The sequence below is a fragment of the Lysinibacillus sp. NPDC095746 genome (assembly GCF_044763535.1).
Lineage (GTDB): Bacteria > Bacillota > Bacilli > Bacillales_A > Planococcaceae > Lysinibacillus.
In genome coordinates this window covers 25,398-41,849 of sequence record NZ_JBIWGL010000004.1, presented here as the reverse complement: position 1 = coordinate 41,849, position 16,452 = coordinate 25,398, and the positions used below count along the sequence as shown (strand labels likewise).

General features: G+C 33.9%; 15 protein-coding genes and 3 pseudogenes. 10 read left to right on the top strand and 8 right to left on the bottom strand.

Going from position 1 to position 16,452, the window contains the following annotated elements; genetic code table 11:
* Positions 1-3: 3 nt before the first annotated feature.
* Both ACIQ7N_RS04350 and ACIQ7N_RS04345 read right to left on the bottom strand, forming a co-directional pair.
* Entirely contained in the window at positions 4-528 is a 525-nt protein-coding gene (locus ACIQ7N_RS04350; protein WP_402930468.1) for a SpoIIIAH-like family protein, read from the bottom strand.
* 289 nt (positions 529-817) lie between these two features.
* Positions 818-1,852, bottom strand: a complete 1,035-nt coding sequence (locus ACIQ7N_RS04345) for a YdcF family protein (RefSeq protein WP_402930467.1) — start codon at positions 1,850-1,852, stop codon at positions 818-820.
* 233 nt (positions 1,853-2,085) lie between these two features.
* On the opposite strand from ACIQ7N_RS04345, the gene ACIQ7N_RS04340 reads away from it, so the two are divergent.
* Positions 2,086-2,577: a GNAT family N-acetyltransferase gene (locus ACIQ7N_RS04340; RefSeq protein ID WP_402930580.1), complete on the top strand. Its 492-nt coding sequence runs from the start codon at positions 2,086-2,088 to the stop codon at positions 2,575-2,577.
* A gap of 201 nt (positions 2,578-2,778) precedes the next feature.
* Here the strand turns inward: ACIQ7N_RS04340 and ACIQ7N_RS04335 are convergent.
* Positions 2,779-2,958, bottom strand: a pseudogene (locus ACIQ7N_RS04335) (GNAT family N-acetyltransferase); the annotation flags it as partial.
* Between the two features lie 158 nt (positions 2,959-3,116).
* Positions 3,117-3,986, bottom strand: coding sequence for a cation diffusion facilitator family transporter (locus ACIQ7N_RS04330; RefSeq protein ID WP_371873265.1), 870 nt, complete (start codon positions 3,984-3,986; stop codon positions 3,117-3,119).
* Between the two features lie 339 nt (positions 3,987-4,325).
* On the opposite strand from ACIQ7N_RS04330, the gene ACIQ7N_RS04325 reads away from it, so the two are divergent.
* Complete coding sequence (locus ACIQ7N_RS04325; RefSeq protein WP_402930465.1) at positions 4,326-5,078, top strand: GNAT family N-acetyltransferase; 753 nt, start codon at positions 4,326-4,328, stop codon at positions 5,076-5,078.
* Positions 5,079-5,087: 9 nt separating this feature from the next.
* Here the strand turns inward: ACIQ7N_RS04325 and ACIQ7N_RS04320 are convergent, their stop codons facing one another.
* Positions 5,088-5,249 carry a hypothetical protein gene (locus ACIQ7N_RS04320; protein WP_248716580.1) on the bottom strand — a complete coding sequence of 54 codons (162 nt, stop codon included), beginning with the start codon at positions 5,247-5,249 and terminating at the stop codon, positions 5,088-5,090.
* A 107-nt stretch (positions 5,250-5,356) separates the two neighbouring features.
* Between ACIQ7N_RS04320 and ACIQ7N_RS04315 the strand changes: the two are divergent.
* From ACIQ7N_RS04315 to ACIQ7N_RS04305, 3 genes and pseudogenes are all read left to right on the top strand, one after another.
* Positions 5,357-5,694: pseudogene (locus ACIQ7N_RS04315) on the top strand (cupin domain-containing protein).
* 86 nt (positions 5,695-5,780) lie between these two features.
* Positions 5,781-6,464 carry a VOC family protein gene (locus ACIQ7N_RS04310; RefSeq protein ID WP_402930464.1) on the top strand — a complete coding sequence of 228 codons (684 nt, stop codon included), beginning with the start codon at positions 5,781-5,783 and terminating at the stop codon, positions 6,462-6,464.
* Between the two features lie 232 nt (positions 6,465-6,696).
* The gene (locus tag ACIQ7N_RS04305) at positions 6,697-7,689 is read left to right on the top strand and encodes a zinc-dependent alcohol dehydrogenase family protein (protein WP_402930463.1); all 993 of its coding nucleotides are present in this window, start codon (positions 6,697-6,699) and stop codon (positions 7,687-7,689) included.
* A gap of 358 nt (positions 7,690-8,047) precedes the next feature.
* Here ACIQ7N_RS04305 and ACIQ7N_RS04300 read toward each other — a convergent pair.
* A pseudogene (locus ACIQ7N_RS04300) lies at positions 8,048-8,569 on the bottom strand (pyridoxal-phosphate dependent enzyme).
* Positions 8,570-9,046: 477 nt separating this feature from the next.
* Here ACIQ7N_RS04300 and ACIQ7N_RS04295 point away from each other — a divergent pair.
* The 5 genes from ACIQ7N_RS04295 to ACIQ7N_RS04275 all read left to right on the top strand — a co-directional run bounded on the left by ACIQ7N_RS04295 (position 9,047) and on the right by ACIQ7N_RS04275 (position 12,799).
* A complete protein-coding gene (locus tag ACIQ7N_RS04295; protein WP_248716576.1) occupies positions 9,047-9,805 on the top strand; it encodes a formate/nitrite transporter family protein in 759 nt (252 codons plus the stop codon).
* Positions 9,806-10,106: 301 nt separating this feature from the next.
* Complete coding sequence (locus tag ACIQ7N_RS04290) at positions 10,107-10,502, top strand: hypothetical protein (protein WP_402930462.1); 396 nt, start codon at positions 10,107-10,109, stop codon at positions 10,500-10,502.
* Between the two features lie 107 nt (positions 10,503-10,609).
* Positions 10,610-11,035 (top strand): GatB/YqeY domain-containing protein, encoded by a 426-nt coding sequence (locus ACIQ7N_RS04285; protein WP_132356853.1) that lies wholly within the window; start codon positions 10,610-10,612, stop codon positions 11,033-11,035.
* Positions 11,036-11,185: 150 nt separating this feature from the next.
* Positions 11,186-11,785: a TetR/AcrR family transcriptional regulator gene (locus ACIQ7N_RS04280; protein ID WP_402930460.1), complete on the top strand. Its 600-nt coding sequence runs from the start codon at positions 11,186-11,188 to the stop codon at positions 11,783-11,785.
* A 57-nt stretch (positions 11,786-11,842) separates the two neighbouring features.
* On the top strand, positions 11,843-12,799 hold the full coding sequence (locus ACIQ7N_RS04275; RefSeq protein ID WP_402930459.1) for an SDR family NAD(P)-dependent oxidoreductase: 957 nt from the start codon (positions 11,843-11,845) through the stop codon (positions 12,797-12,799).
* A gap of 83 nt (positions 12,800-12,882) precedes the next feature.
* Here ACIQ7N_RS04275 and ACIQ7N_RS04270 read toward each other — a convergent pair whose 3' ends face one another.
* A complete protein-coding gene (locus ACIQ7N_RS04270; RefSeq protein WP_402930458.1) occupies positions 12,883-14,589 on the bottom strand; it encodes a methyl-accepting chemotaxis protein in 1,707 nt (568 codons plus the stop codon).
* A complete protein-coding gene (locus tag ACIQ7N_RS04265) occupies positions 14,558-16,207 on the bottom strand; it encodes a pyridoxal phosphate-dependent decarboxylase family protein (protein ID WP_402930457.1) in 1,650 nt (549 codons plus the stop codon). The genes ACIQ7N_RS04270 and ACIQ7N_RS04265 overlap by 32 nt, the downstream gene beginning before the upstream one ends.
* Positions 16,208-16,452: the final 245 nt, after the last annotated feature.

The following is a 16,452-nucleotide window of genomic DNA, read 5'->3' as shown; positions in this document are numbered from 1 at the left end:
TTTTTAATAATTATTTGCACTGAATTTTACTTGCACATTTGCATCCTCGCATTCTTTTTTTACTAGATAAATAATTTCATTTGCTCGAGATTTTGATAATTTATTGGCCACCACGGTTACGGAAATGTTTGCTCCTTCTATTCGTACTAAAGCATCGGGAAAGCCTAATGATTTGATTTGCATCTCAAGTAGTCCCTCTGTAGATTCTTCTTTAAGGAGAGTATCGATTTCCATAGACGCTGTATTTTGTTCGTCAATAAAATACTCCCCTGACGTTATTTTTTGCGTTAACTTTTGGCGAAGTTGATTTCTTTCGTGACTAACTTGTAGACGAGTTTCTTTAAATAAAGGGCTGGATGAAGATACTTCCTTCGAAACAGTCTGTATTGCAGCTTTTTGATCAGCTTCTTCTGTCCAGGAAATAGCCTCTTTTGATTGTTTTGGTGAATCCAACAAAGAAAACACTGAAATAACCGCTACTAGAGTTAATAATGCAAGAAACCAAGACGATTTTTTTTGTAAGTGCATTCATTGTCACTCCCTCAATAAATCTAGTTAAAAACCACTATGCAACTTTTCAATGTCTGTTTTATAAGAAATTTATTTATAAATATGCTGACAGTTAAACGAAAACAACTCGAAGCAGTTTAAATAGTGAAATGGAGTTTGGTCGCATTTAAAATAGATGTTATGTACGAAAGTATTGTTACATGTCCTATTTATGGATACTGGAGGAAACATTTACTGTCAACGACAAATAAAAGGGTACTAGAAAATTACGATTTTAGTACCCTTTGTTGATTATTTTTTTATTTAACTAGAAGAATAATAAGCCAAATAAAGAAAGGAGTAGAGAAATTCCAAGAATTGTCCCAACAATTTTCATATGTCTTTTTCGCCACATTACAATAATTGCCACATATTCACGAACCATTGCGTTGGGCCAATAATAAAAAGCTGTTTTTGAGCCGATACCTTGGCTATTCAAGCCAGCTTGTCTAGCGTATAGACCAGAACGGAAAAGGTGGAAATTATTCGTTGTAAAGATGCTGTTGTATTTACCATCTGGTTTTAACGTATCCATAATCCGTTTCGAAAATAACATATTTTGATAGGTGTTTACAGAACGATTTTCTTGTACTGTATGTTCAAGAGGAATGCCTTTTTCAACAGCATATTTTTGCATCGCTTCCGCTTCAGGCAGATTTTCATCAGGACCTTGTCCTCCAGAGAAAATAATTGTTGGTGGTGCGTTAACTGCTGCTTGTTTCTGATAAAAATCAATAGCTTTATTAATTCTACTTGCAAGAAGTGGTGGTACTTTATCGTTAATTAAACCACTGCCTAGCACGATGATAAAATCTTGGTTATACTTTGGTTTATTAAACTGATAGAGAAAATATGCAGATAGAAAGTTGGATAAATGAATCAAGAAATAACAAGCAATAAGAAATATTCCTCCAAAAACAGGCTGAAATATATTAGATAACAAACTGGATGGACTAATAATAGGCATGACAATAAATAATAAAATAATAATAGCTACTATTAATGTTAAGGAATTTGCTAGGCGTCTTCCTTCTCTTTTCATTAAAATTCTTGCATTTAGAAATAGGCCGAACATTAAAGCTACAATTCCAAAAGGTATCAAAAAGAAAAGTGCTATTAAAGGAATAATAACTAAAAGCTTTATAGTATTGTTTTCAGATGCTAAAGAAACAATCGTACAAAATAAAAGAAATGAACAGAAAAAAATATTAAATAAAAAGCCATTTACTATCTTTCTGGGATCTTTCAAGTAAGAATACAAAAAAATAAAAAATAGGATGAGCGGAATAATCCCGAAATACATAAAAAACCTACACCTCGCCTATATAGTATTTATCGTTTTATTTTAAACTCCTATATATTAGCATAGATTTTTAAAATTACATTCTTTTTTCGTTATCCTTACATAAATCTTAAAAATATTGTTAATTGACAGATTGAAATAAATATATATTTTTGTAAATACGGAATGATTCTTCTAAACTAGAATAGGGATCAATAATTTACATATTTAAGGAGTGAACTAAATTGATAATTATGGAAACAGAAAGGTTGGAATTGCGAGAATTACATGATGACAATATTTCTGTCCTTTACGCCATTTTTTCTGATGCTGAAACAATGAAGTATTATCCGTCTCCATTTAATTTAGAACAAACAAAAAATTGGATTAAAAAAAATAAACAAAGATATCAAGCAGATGGATATGGCTTATGGGCAGTATATTTAAAAGAATCGAATGAATTAATTGGAGATTGTGGCCTCGTTAAACAAGTAGTAGATGGAAAAACTGAAGTGGAAGTGGGCTACCATATTCATAAAAAATATTGGTCTAACGGATACGCAACTGAGGCAGCTAAAAGTTGTGTGGAATATGGATTTTCACAGTTAGGACAAGATAAATTAATAAGTATTATTGATCCTAAAAATGGACCATCAATTCGTGTGGCTGAAAAAAATGGTTTTATGAAGGAAAAGGAGACGTTTATTTTTAATAAAATTCATCATATATATTCCCTACAACGATGAGAAATTTAACTTCCCTACAGTAAATTTTTTTGTAACGTAAATGAAATGACAGTTACAATTATTTTCAGTATCGAAAGCGAAGCGACAGCAACACCGACTAAGTGACCAACATCTCCTGCTGACGCTACGCTTTCTCACAAAAACATCTGTTCATTAATTTTCATTCTTCGTTTCAAATAGGTACAAGGAAATTTTGTAAGCCTATGATAGATCCTTTTTTAAATAGTAGTGTTTATAATCCCTCCCGACATTGTCCAATGTACCGTAGATTTGATATCCGTGATTTTGATAAAAATCTAATGCCTGAAAACTTAAAGTATCGACCTTTATGAAATCACATTTGTTATTTAAAGTCATAAGTGTATGTATCTCTAGCCAATTTCGTCAATTGCTAACCAGAAAAATCGCTACTCTCCTTGCTTTCCAAATCCCATTGTAAATTTTCTTTCCCTGTCGTCCTTTTGACGCAACTCCTCAGTGTCTGTCAGCTAAGCGATAAAACAAATAACCAGGTACTTTGAAAAACCTGGTTATTGGCATCATTCATTTATTTTTTCATTTTCCGGTTCTAGGTGAATCAGAATATTGGCTTGATGAAAATGCGTATTAATCTTTTCTTCAATACGATCACATAAATTATGAACGGTTTCAATGCTTTCATTTGATGCTACGACTAAATGGAAATCGATGTATTCTTCCGCCCCAGAACGTCGAGTTCGAAAATCGTGATACTCAATGTATTCATCTTTAAATGATTCAATAATTTGAATGATTTGTTCTTCCTCTTCCATCGATAATCGTGCATCCATTAAAGGAGGAAATGTTTCTTTCATCAGTTTGAAAGCTTCCATCATAATATAACTTGCTAATAATATTCCGATGATCGGATCTAAAATATACCAACCAGTTAAATGGACAATCAATAAACTCAATGCAACACCTAATGATGTATAGACATCTGTAAGTAGATGTAGTGCATTTGATTTCATGGCAACAGAGTTAGTATTCTTTGCAGTTCTATAAACAATTCTTGATACAAAAAAATTAATCAAGGCGCCAAATAACATGACCAGTATTCCTAAAACTGGGAGTTTTATTGGTGTGGGAGCGATAATTTTATGAATACACTCGTAAATAATCCAAATCCCAGCAACAAAAATTAAAAGTGTTTCAATTGTTCCTGAAATATTTTCAACCTTTCCGTGTCCGTAGGGGTGTTCTTTATCGGCTGGTTTACTGGAAATCCGTACGGAGAGAAAGGCAATAAAAGAGGCGAGTAAGTCTAGAAGTGAATGGATTGCCTCCGATACAATTGCAACTGATCCTGTGAACAATCCAACAATAATTTTTAATATGACAACAGTTGAATTACTTAAAACTGATAAAAATGCAATTTTTGATGAATTCACCAGAAATCACCTCCTGATAATATGATACCAAGTAAACTTCGAGTGGGTCTATAGCAACGTTTTTTCCTATCTCCGATTAAATAACTAGTGTGAAAAAAAGTTGCATAAAGGAAAGATGAAACCATCTTTTTTAATGCAGGTTTATGTTAAAGCGATAGAAGAATAATGACTATATTATGTGTAGATACGATAAGGTTTACTTAAAAAAATAAAGTGATAAATTTATTTAAATTGTTCGCTTTTTTGTCGTGAACTCCAGATTATAGACTATCCATTTTCTACCTTCGATATACTAAAATAGTAGTATCAAATTAGATTAGTAAAGAGGCGAATAGTAAAGTGGATTATATTCAAATTACTAGAAACAATATTGAACAGGAACATATATGTTGCGCACTCGGTTCAAAGCAATACGAAGAAGCTGTAAAGGAAAAGAAAGAATGGTTGATGAACCGTATGGATGAGGGGCTAATTTTTTATCGTTTAAACGCCCGGGCAAAAGTGTTTATTGAATATTTACCGGCAAATCAAGCTTGGGTTCCTATCGATGCACCGAATTATATGTATATCAATTGCCTATGGGTTTCAGGAAAATTCAAAAATCAAAACTATGCTAGACAATTGATTGAAAAGTGTAAGGAAGATGCATTAGCGCAAGGTATGGATGGCATCGTCCATATAGTGGGAGAGAAAAAGCTTCCATTTCTAAGTGATAAGCGTTTTTTTGAACATTTGGGATTTGAAATGGTAGATCAAGCAGCACCTTATTTTCAGCTAGCTGTCTATAAATTTAACGATTATGCCGACGATCCTTCCTTTAAACCGCAGGTGAAAAATGCTTTATCGAATAACAGTGGTATTGTGATATACTTCACTGCCCAATGCCCTTTTGCAGTTGGCGTTATAGATGATTTAAAAAAATTGGCTGAGAAAAGGGGCATTCCTTTTCAGGCATATCAACTAAGGACGAAAGATGAAGCACAGAATGCACCTATCATATGGACAACCTTTGGCTTATTTTACAATGCCCAATTTATAACACATGAAATACTGAGTGCCAACAAGTTCGAAAAATTTTTAAATACTTTATGAAAAGGGGATTTATCTCCTTTTCATGAACATTAAAATTAGAGCAAATAAACAAATACCTACAATAGAACCTACAGTAAACGACCAGGAAAAATAATCGAAAAAGATATATGCAATGAATAATGCCAGCACATAGCCGAGAGCAGTGCCCAGCAATTGTTTTTTGATATGCAACGATTCCACTCCCTACTGCGTCATAGTAAAAATACTTATTTTATATTTTATAGAAATATTAGGTAAATATCCATAATAATCAAAATAAAAGGAAGGTGAAATCAGTTTTGAAAATTAGCAAACAAGTTGCAGAACATTATAGATGGGGAGAACAATGTGATGGTTGGCATTTAGTGAAAAATAATGATCTCAGTATTATTCATGACGTATGCCTGCTAAAACAGTAGAGGTAAATCATTATCACCATCATGCATAACAATTTTTCTTTGTACTATCTGGAACAGCAACAATGGATATCGAAGGAGAACGAATGGTGTTACAAAAGAATGAAGGAATTGAAGTGCCGCCCCTTAAACCGCCCCAGATGCGTAATGATTCGGAAGAAGAGGTAGAGTTTTTAGTCATTTCACAACCAAATAGCAGAGGGGATCGTATCCAACTATAAAGTAATTTTCATTCTTTTGCATGAGGAAGATATTTATTTTAATAAGTATAGTAAATGCTAATAATTGCAAAGGAGATGTTTTACGAATGAAGATTACGAAGGTGATACTATATGTGTATGATCTACATAAAATGAAGGAATTTTACTGCAATCATTTAGGATTTTCATTAATACAGAATACGGATAATTTTTTTGATATAGCTGTTGGTGAAAGTGTTATTACTTTTGAAAAAATACCGTATTTGGTAAAAAAACAATATCATTTTGCGCTAAATATTCCATGTAATTTATTTAAACAAGCGAAAAGCTGGGTAAAAGAATATGCAGAGTTATTATTGTCAGAGGGACAGGATGAAGTATATTTTGATACATTAAAGGCTTATTCTTGTTATTTTTATGATCCGGAAGGAAATATTATTGAGCTTATTTCAAGGCAGGAAGTAAATCCTAAACAGGATGCAGAGTATTTTTCACCCAAGCATGTACTAAATATTGCCGAAATGAATTTAACGACGGATGCTATTTATTTAGTAGCTGATCATTTAAAAGAATACGGTATAACGCCAATGAATCATAACGGGATTTGCTCAAATGCTCTCACATTTATGGGGAATTATGAGGATGGAGCAAATTTACTTTTAGGACCAAGTGAACGTGTTTGGTATTTTTCTGACAAAAAAGCAATTATTAGTCCTATTAAGATAGAAATTAATAAAAATTTGCAAATATGTATGACCGAAGACGGTGATTTTACCATTTCACAGCTTTAAAACACCATCGGACCATTAAATCTCCTTATAATTGTCATTGAATAAAAAAGTATTTTTATTCGAAAAGTGATTAGGGGAATATTTAATATTCGCAATGGAATGGGAGAAAAATCGCTCATAAAAGCCCGATGCAGAAGACAATGATCGGTGAGGATAAGGAAAACCTCTGGAAGGTTTCATTTTGGAGTAGTTGCAAAAAATGCTAATAATCAATTATAAAGGAGTTAATTTTTTGAAAGCTAAAAGCATTAAATTATATGAATTTGGAAGCCCTCGGGAAGTTCTCAAGTTTGAAAATAAAACGATTCACCCCCCTCAAGAACAAGAAATTCTTGTTCGAATGCTGGCGCGACCTATTAACCCTTCAGATTTAATACCAATATGGGGGAGTTATGCTCATCGAATTTCTTTACCAACTATTCCTGGCTATGAAGGGGTTGGTATTGTAGAGGATGTAGGTCCGTATGTTTCTCAGGACCTTATTGGAAAGCGTGTATTACCTTTACGTGGAGAAGGAACTTGGCAGGAGATTGTAAAAACAAGTGCAGAATTTGCAGTGCTTATTCCCAATTCAATAGATGATTTTACTGCAGCGCAAATGTATATCAATCCAATGACAGCTTGGGTAACATGTACGGATATATTACAATTGCAGCCAAATGATATTTTATTAGTGAATGCCTGTGGGTCCGCAATTGGGCACATATTTGCTCAGCTAGCAAAATTGTTAGGTTTTCAACTAATCGCGGTAACGAGAAATAATAGACATACGGACGATTTAATTCAGCTTGGCGCTTCCTATGTAATAGATACTTCAGTAGCACCACTCTATGAGACAGTAATGGAACTAACAAATGGCAATGGGGCTAATGCCGCAATTGATTCTATTGGGGGAACAGCAGGTTACGATCTTGCCTGCTGTCTGAAAGCTGGAGGGAATTTTATAGCGATTGGTCTTTTATCAGGTGTACAAGTGAATTGGCAAAGAATCGTTAAAGAGGCGAATGTAAAGGCAAATATGTTTCATTTACGTCATTGGAACAAGCAAGTTTCGATAGAAAGATGGCAAAGTACATTTCATCACTTAATCAATCTAGTTAATAGTGGTAAGTTAAAAATGATGGCAGTGGATTCTCATTATGATTTATTAGACATTAAAAATGCGATAACGGCCGTTGAATCGTCTAAAAAAACTAAAGGAAAGATTTTTTTAACAAGTTATTGAAATGAACGAAGGGTAAGTTAATTTACCCTTCGTTTTTTATAGATGTCTAAACTACTTTGTATTCTTCGATGCGCTTGTTTCTAAAATAAATCAAGTAGACCACAATCCGTCTCCATTTGTTCTCTGGGCGTTTTGCAAGGGCTGTAGCGGTAAATAGAGCGGCACCTAAATGAAGTACCTACTAATAACGATCTGACTTCACAACAGCACGTGCCGCCTCATAAGCTTGTTCAGTTTCCACCCCGAGTACTTCATCAATTATTTCTAAATGAACATTCGATAGCGCGCGAGCCTCGTCAGCATCGGAGAAGCGGTGGTGATTTCAATGATATCTGGATGATCCACTGTTGCAATGGAATTAACAGCAGGCCCTATACCAATAATGAATAGCTTTATTTTTAGATTTTAAATATGCACCAGCTCCACTTATCGTACCACCTGTGCCAATTGCTACTACAAAAATATCAATTTGTCCGTCTGTATCCTCCCTAACTTCAGGATTAGTTGTTAACTTATAAATATTTGGGTTGGCATCAATATCAAGCTGATTTAAAATACAACATTTTCTTCTTGTTCAACGACTGTTTATCGAAATACTTTAATCGTTTCAACAAAGTCACCATCTGTTTGCTCAAAGGCAGTTACCATTTCTGGAACATCTGAAAATGGTACAACCTCCGTTCCGTTTAACTACCTTTGTTCGCTCTTCACTTACACTATCCTGCATGTAAATTCGAAGCTTATAGCCTTTTGCAGCTGCAATTGCTGCTAGACCAATACCTATATTGCCACTAGTTGTTTCAATTATTGTTTTATCCTTTGTCAACACGCCGCGAGCTTCAGCATCCTCAATCATCGCTTTAGCAACACGGTCCTTCACACTATTAGTAGGATTAAAATACTCTAGCTTTACAATAATTTTGGCTTCTAGCTGTTGCTCTTTTACATACTGATTTAATGCTACTTATTTTGTAGGAATTGCTGGGATCATATCAATATAAATCCATATCAATGATAAAATCACTAATAGAAGTATTAAATAATTTGAAAAAAATATTAATCAAAAATTATTTTTGGTTAGTACTGCGAGAAATACGAATTATTCTTGACTATGCCTATGCGAAAGCGGGTAACTCGAAATACAAATTGATGTCTTCATAGAAGTAATAGTGCATGATTATATGTATATTTGGAGGAATTTACTTTAAATTCGCTAATTAACGATATTTTGGAATAATAATTTGTTAAAATGTAAGCCTTGTATAAAAGTTGGTTAGAGTGGAAACCGATGACTACTTAAGACCAGCGTTAAAAATGAGTTATTAAATTAGCTTGATGTTGTTTGGGAGATGAAAGTATGAAAGAGACAATTTCTTCAGTTTGTATTACAGCTGAAACAAAAATTAACATGATGAAGCAAAAGCCTGCTAATTATTTATTGTTAGCTATTTTCGGCGGACTTTTTATTGGATTTGGCATTTTGCTCATCACTACTATAGGGGGCTTATTAAGTCCAGCTGGGGTACCAAGTATGAAGATCGTACAAGGGTTATCATTTGGTGTGGCACTTAGTATGGTCATGATGGCTGGAGCCAATTTATTTACCGGTGATAATCTAGTTTTAACGGTTAGTACACTATCAAAAAAATCATCACCATTAGAGATGTTGGGCATTTGGACATTTAGTTACATAGGAAACTTCTTTGGTTCTTTGTTAGCAGCCGCATTATTTTTTTACTCGGGGCTTGCAGGCGGAGACATAGCAGCTTACATTGAAAAACTAGCTACAGCTAAGATGAGTGGTAGCTTCGTTGAACTTTTATGTCGAGGTATTTTATGTAATTTGCTAGTATGCTTGGCCGTATGGTGCACTTATAAATTAAAAACAGAGACTGGAAAATTAGTGATGATTTTCTGCTGTATTTTCCCATTTGTTACAATTGGATTTGAGCATTGTATAGCAAATATGACATTGTTTTCCCTTGCGCTCCTCATACCTCATGGTGAACTAGTATCGTTTAGTGGAGCCATTTCAAATTTATTACCTGTTACAATAGGTAATATTATTGGTGGAGCTGTTATTGGTTTTGTTTATTGGGTAAATGGCAGAGATTAATAAATCACTAGATATTGCTAATGTAGTCAGTTTCATTGGAGTAAAATACTGGTACCATGGCAATTTGAGAAGTGATTGTAAGGATCTGTTTATAATAGGAATATAAAGTGATACGATTATATCAAGTGAAATTAACGGATGAAAAATTAACAAATTCCATCTCTTAATACTTTGACTTTAAGATAAATCGTAGATAGAATGAAGGTAGAGTTGCTTATGTAACTCTACCTATTTTTATTGTGAGTAATGCGTGAAATTAATAGATAATGTAATAAATATATAAGAGAGGAGGAACTCAAAAATGGAACAAGAAGTCAACCAACATACGATTCTTCAAGCAATTTTAGAGCTTTCAAAGCAAATGCAAGACATGAAATCGGATCTTCAACAACAAATCGAAGCAGTTGAGAAGAGATTAGAAGAAAAAATCGAAGCAGTTGAGAAGAGATTAGAAGAAAAAATCGAAGCAGTTGAGAAGAGATTAGAAGGAAAAATCGAAGCAGTTGAGAAGAGATTAGAAGGAAAAATTGATGTAGCTGAGAAACGACTGGAAGAAAAAAACGAAGCGTTGGAAAAAAGATTAGACAAAGTTGAACAAAATTTAAGTCGAAAAATTGATCTTGTAGATGCAAAATTTGATATTATATCATCGGATTTAATAACGACAAAAGCTGAAGTATCTATGCTTAACAAGTAAAATAGAATTAATTATGCCTCGGCATAATTTCGTGACACATGCTACCGTATCCCTAAAGGTTACGGTATTTTTTTATGGTATAATGATGTCACGAAGGAGTGAAAACATTGTTAAAAACAGAAGTATTTGAACAATTAAAACAGGCAATGAGGGAAAAGAATGTATTAGCAAAAGGCGTATTATCGCTTTTGAAGTCTGCTCTAGATTTAGCTGAAAAAGAAAAGGGGGAGGCTTTATCGTCTGAAGAGGAAATGGCTATTATAAATCGTGAAGTGAAGCAAACAAATCAGGCTTTAGAGGGTGCTCAAAATGCAGGGCGAGCGGACTTGATTGAAAAAGAAGAAGCAAAATTAGCACTTTTAAAATCATTTTTACCGAAGCAATTAACTGAAGAAGAAATTGCAGAAAAACTTGTGGCAGCAGGCATTGCGAAAGGAATGAACATGGGGGAAGCAATGAAAATTGCAAAACCTTTGTTAACTGGTCAGGCTGAAGGCGCTGTTATTTCAAAAGTTGTGAAAAGTTTAATTTAAAGTTGTTAGAAACAATCTCCTACTCTCAAGTGGTAAGAGATTGTTTTTTAGCTCCCGAAATTATTTTTGTTCCATGTTAGTGTCATATTGAAAAAAAATGAAAACAACTATATACTATTTATTAACCACCGGTCAATAAGGGGGATAATTATGTCGCCACGTAAGCCGTCAACAAAAGATTTGACGAAAGAAATGATTATAAATGAGGCTCATAAGCAATTTATCACAAAGGACTTTCACCAAGTATCAATGCGTAGTATTGCGAAAGAACTTGGTTGTAGTCATGGGGCTATTTACTATCATTTTAAAAATAAAGCAGAAATATTTTATGCAATAGTAAGTGACTATTTTTCTGAACTAAATAATACTTTAGATGAAAATATGAACGGTCCTGAAGATCATAACATTAAATTACTGAATGTTTTTGTAGGTTATATGGCGTTTGGTTTAAATAATCAAAGTCAGTATGAATTAATGTTTATAATGAGGGATAGTGAAATTGATGGGCTTTCGCAAGAGGCAGCGAATCTTAGTTATGAAAAATTTGCACAAGCTGTACAGTCCTTATCAAGGAAAGAACTGCTGATTTCAGATATACATTCTACATTTATTGCTCTTCATGGATTTGTTACACATTATCGTCATTATGTAAAAAATTATGAGGAAGCGAAAGAAGCAGTGGATATACATGCAAAATTTCTTATTAAGGCTTTAACACATATTGAAAGTAGCTCTAGTAAAAAAATCTAGAGCTTCATTTAATAGTTATTTTGACCACTGGTTAATTAATAGGGGAGGTAATTTAATTTGCAAACAGCATTGGTTATTGGGGCATCTGGTGGTATGGGATATGCACTAGTAAATGAACTAGTAAGTCGAAATATACAGGTGAAGGCATTGGCTAGAAATAAAGAAAAGTTAGTTGCACTTTTTCAGCATCACAAAAATGTAGAAATCATTTCGGGTGATGTATTTAATGAACAGGATTTGATGAAAGCTTCAAATGGTGTGGATATTATTTTTCATGCTATTAGCTTTCCATATCAAGATTGGGAAAAACGCCATATGCGATGCGTAGACATGGTGATTAACATAGCAGAAAGGAGAGGAGCGAAAATTGCACTAGTAGATAATATTTATGCCTATGGAAGACAATCAACAAACCCTGTAATAGAGCAAGCTAAAAAGGAACCACAAACGAAAAAAGGGAAAATTCGTTTAATGATGGAAAATAAATTAAAAAACAGTAATATACCCTCGTTAATTGTACATTTCCCGGATTTATACGGACCAAATGCAGAGAATACTATACTCTATGAAACGTTAAAAAATGTAGCACAAGGTAAAAAAGCCAATTTTGTAGGAAATATGCAGGTGAAAAGGGAATTCCTTTATACAGTTGATGGCGCAAAGGCTATGGTTGAGCTTGCTTTACGTGACGACACATATAATCAGAATTGGAACGTGCCAGCCGTTCATCCAATTACAGGGGAAGAACTAGTAAAAATTTTACGTGAAATTACAGGTTACAAAAAAGGCATTCGTACAATTTCTAAAGGCATGATCCAATTTATTGGAACATTTAACCCTAATATGAGGGAAGTGGTCGAAATGTTGTATTTAACCGAAGAACCAGTCATTTTAAGTGGGAAAAAATACGAAAAGGAAATAGGCCCTTTACCACGTACCTCATATCGAGTAGGGTTAGAAGAAACGATTGCCTGGATGAACAAGAGGACATTAAAATTAGAGAAGAACTTTTAAGCGTTAATGAAAAAATCCGCATAATCTTCTAAAGGCAAAACTCACCTTTAGAAAATATAGCGGATATTTGATATTCGTTATTCTTATAATTTGAATTTTTGTATGATATTACGAAGTTCCTGAGCCATCTCAGCTAAATTATTTGAAGACGCCGTAATCTCCTCAATACTAGCTGACTGCTCCTCGGAAGCGGCAGCTACATTTTGAATGTTTCCTGATGCTTGAACAGCGATTACACCAACTTCCTCTACAGAAACGGCAATATTGCTAACCCCGTCATTAATATTGGAAATGATATTATTGACAGCATCCATTTCTTGAGTAAGAGAAGTAATATGCGAATATATTTCTTTAAAGGCTTCACCTGATTCATTAAACGTAATGGAGCTTTCTTCAAGGTTACTGTTACTAATTGCCATAGATTTTACAGCTTGTACAGACTCTTCCTTAATCGTTTCAATACGTGTTCGAATACTGTTGGTTGCTGCTAATGATTGGTCAGCAAGTTTTCGTACTTCTTCAGCTACAACCGCGAAGCCTTTACCATGCTCACCAGCACGTGCTGCTTCAATAGAAGCATTTAGAGCGAGTAAATTAGTTTGATCTGTAATCTCATTAATTAAGGTTACAATGTCGCCAATCTCATTTGAGTATGTGCTTAAACGTTCCACGACTTTTGAAGCCTCTTGAATAGCATTAGATGTGACAACCATCTTTTCTGTAGCACTTTGAATCGTCGTATTGCCTTTTTCTGAAATTGAAGAGGCACTAAATGCTTTAGTAGTGGCATCATTCACGCTCGATACAACTTCTGACATCTTTGTGGAGATTGTCGTAATATGACTTTCTACTTCTTCAATAGCGGAAGTTTGTTTATCTGATCCTGCAGCTACTTCTTGCATTGAAGATGTGATTTGTTGAATTGAGGCACTTGTTTGCTCAGAACCTGCCGATAATTCTTCAGACATAGCAGCTACTTGCTCAGCATTTTCGGCAATTTGTTGAATAAGTGAGCGTAAGTCTTCTGTCATATTTTCAATGCCTTCAGAAAGCTGGGCAATTTCATTAGAACCCTTTATTTGAAGTGGTTCAACGGCTAAGTCTCCTTGTGCCACCTTACCAACATAGTTAGTCATATTTTTAATTGGCTTTATAATGCCTTTACTAATGAAATAAGCCACAATAAAACCGAATATCAAAAACATCACGGTCATAATGATACAAGTCCAAAGAGTTTTCGTTTGAAGTTTAGAAATGAAGGAAGCGTCCATATCTAAACCAAAAAGAATATCCGTATCTTTAAATGGTATAAAAATGGATTTATGAATACCGTATTCATCTTTATAAATATCACTAGATTGAACGGTTCCAGTATTTAGCGCTTCATTCATGTCCTTAGTAAAAACATAGCTCTCTTGATAATCATCTTTCTTACTTAATGCCACAATATGTTCTTTGCCATTTGCACGTGAAAGAATGTAAGCATTTTGAATATCGTACTCGTTCATTGTCTCATTTAACTTATTTAATATTCCTTCATATTTATCTTTTTCGCCGTTATCTGCAGCTTTGACATCTTCTTTATCTATATCATCAAAAATTGTTTGAGATATTACCTCTAATGATGACTCAAATTGTGTAATAACAAAATTATCGATAATCTGATAAGACGAAATAAATAATACGATACTAAATATTACCGAAATAATAGCAATTGGAATAGTAAAACTAGCAATATATTTATAGAGTAAAGAGCTTTTAAATTTTTTGACTATACTCAACTTTAACATCCTCCAATACTTTCACCTTTTGTTGTAAAAAATGAATCATATCACTAATATGTTCTGTCTCTGTATAAGGAGAGATTGAAAAGAATTTTGCGGCAGCGACTGGAATTTGTTGTTTTGAATCGCTAGTGTTGACAGTGCAAACTCGTGTAGTATCACCGAAAAATACTTCGTCGCGACCTTCTCCTATAATTTCAAATAAAGAAGCGTTAAGGCCATTAATATATTCAATCTGATCTTGTGTATAGCTACCTGATTGTTCAGCTTTCCAATTAAAGCCTTCAGGATACAAACGAAATGCTGTAACTGGTCCAATATTAGACTCATTGACTACTTGTAACATTGGCGTTTTCTCAGCTAACTGCGCACGGAATGCTAAATTTACACGCACATAATTTGCCAATATTTGTTGGTAACCTTCTTTACCAAACGCCTGTAATGCAGCGTAAATAGCAATTGAACTACCCATACGAGAGCATTCTAATGTATAACCTGTATGATAAGAACCATAGCCTCGGTTACCAACATAAGGTGTGTCGAAGTCCTCGATATCTAATAGTTGTAAATGCTTTCCTTCTTTTATTAGGAATAAGCTTGTTAAATAAGGCGTTTGACCAAGCTTTTGGAAGTCGAAGCAAAGGCTATCTGCAATAGGTAGATATTGCATACGTTCTTTAATTTGTTCCAGTGCTTGTAAAACATTAGTCTCTAACTGAAGTGGATTTGCCTTAAAATCATAATCATTGAAAAATGCGTAAAAACCACCTAAAGCTGAATCAGCGTGAATATGTATAGGTTTTAATGAATGTTTTTGTTCAAGGTCAGTTGTAACTTTTTTGATTGCTTGTACATCATCAATGGCAAACTGATCTGTAGCGCCTGTTGTAGCAACTACGTACACTGGAATACCACCATTTTCGATCACTTCAGTCATACGCATACGTAAATCTTCGATATCCATTGAATGGTCTTTGCCAGCTTTAATACGAATTAAATGTTTGCTACCGATGCCTACTGCTTCAATTGATTTTAATAAGCTGTAATGCGCATTTTCTGAAGCAAAGCAATATAAATTATTTGGTACGCCATCTTCTTTTGCGTTAGGGAATTGTTTAGCAATCGCAAGACGAAGTCCACTGAAAACAGCCCCTTGTCCACCCCAAGTTGTGTACCCAAAGCTTTGAGTATAGTCGTAGCCAACTAATTTCGACATCATTGCTACTACCTTTACCTCACATTCTGCGGCAGCAGGTCCGTATACATCCCATAGATTGTTACCGTTAAGCAGCGCATTTGTAAATTGTCCTAATATACCAGGAATGCTAGCCATCGGTAAAACATTTGTTACAAAGTTACGTGTATGGTAAGGATGACCTTGCATCAATTGCGTTAAATCATTCACAACCTGATCAAGTCCGACACCTGAAGTTGGTACTTGATTTTCTTGCATTAACTCTTTATAAAAGTTGTCAGAGCGCTCTTTCATTGGTCCAAGAGTTGTTGTTTTTGGGTTTTTTAACTCATCTAATGATGTAACAATTTTCTCTAATAGGGATAAAAAATTCTCTCTTTGTTCGATATTACCATCTTCGCTTTGGAATAATTGTTGGATTTTTTTCATGGTCATCATCCTTTTTAGTTCGTTTTTCCTCTATTTTTTATTTAACAAAAATAGGTCGTTTTACTAAAATAATAATAACATATTATAACAAAAAATGAATTTATATTTTATAGGATAATTATTTTCAGTTATTTCCAAATAATCTGATTTAGCGTAGAGTATAATATTTGGAAAAATATTATAATAGATTATGTTCGTAAATGTTGAATTAAAAAGGTTTTTATGACTTTTTTAATAAATTGTTA

What these genes read in the sequence shown, in the direction of transcription:
- ACIQ7N_RS04340 (WP_402930580.1), top strand. Translation starts at nt 2,086, where the DNA reads ATGGAAACAGAAAGGTTGGAATTGCGAGAATTACATGATGACAATATT.
- ACIQ7N_RS04345 (WP_402930467.1), bottom strand. Translation starts at nt 1,852, where the DNA reads ATGTATTTCGGGATTATTCCGCTCATCCTATTTTTTATTTTTTTGTAT.
- ACIQ7N_RS04350 (WP_402930468.1), bottom strand. Translation starts at nt 528, where the DNA reads ATGCACTTACAAAAAAAATCGTCTTGGTTTCTTGCATTATTAACTCTA.
- ACIQ7N_RS04265 (WP_402930457.1), bottom strand. Translation starts at nt 16,207, where the DNA reads ATGAAAAAAATCCAACAATTATTCCAAAGCGAAGATGGTAATATCGAA.
- ACIQ7N_RS04295 (WP_248716576.1), top strand. Translation starts at nt 9,047, where the DNA reads ATGAAAGAGACAATTTCTTCAGTTTGTATTACAGCTGAAACAAAAATT.
- ACIQ7N_RS04290 (WP_402930462.1), top strand. Translation starts at nt 10,107, where the DNA reads ATGGAACAAGAAGTCAACCAACATACGATTCTTCAAGCAATTTTAGAG.
- ACIQ7N_RS04270 (WP_402930458.1), bottom strand. Translation starts at nt 14,589, where the DNA reads ATGTTAAAGTTGAGTATAGTCAAAAAATTTAAAAGCTCTTTACTCTAT.
- ACIQ7N_RS04280 (WP_402930460.1), top strand. Translation starts at nt 11,186, where the DNA reads ATGTCGCCACGTAAGCCGTCAACAAAAGATTTGACGAAAGAAATGATT.
- ACIQ7N_RS04310 (WP_402930464.1), top strand. Translation starts at nt 5,781, where the DNA reads ATGAAGATTACGAAGGTGATACTATATGTGTATGATCTACATAAAATG.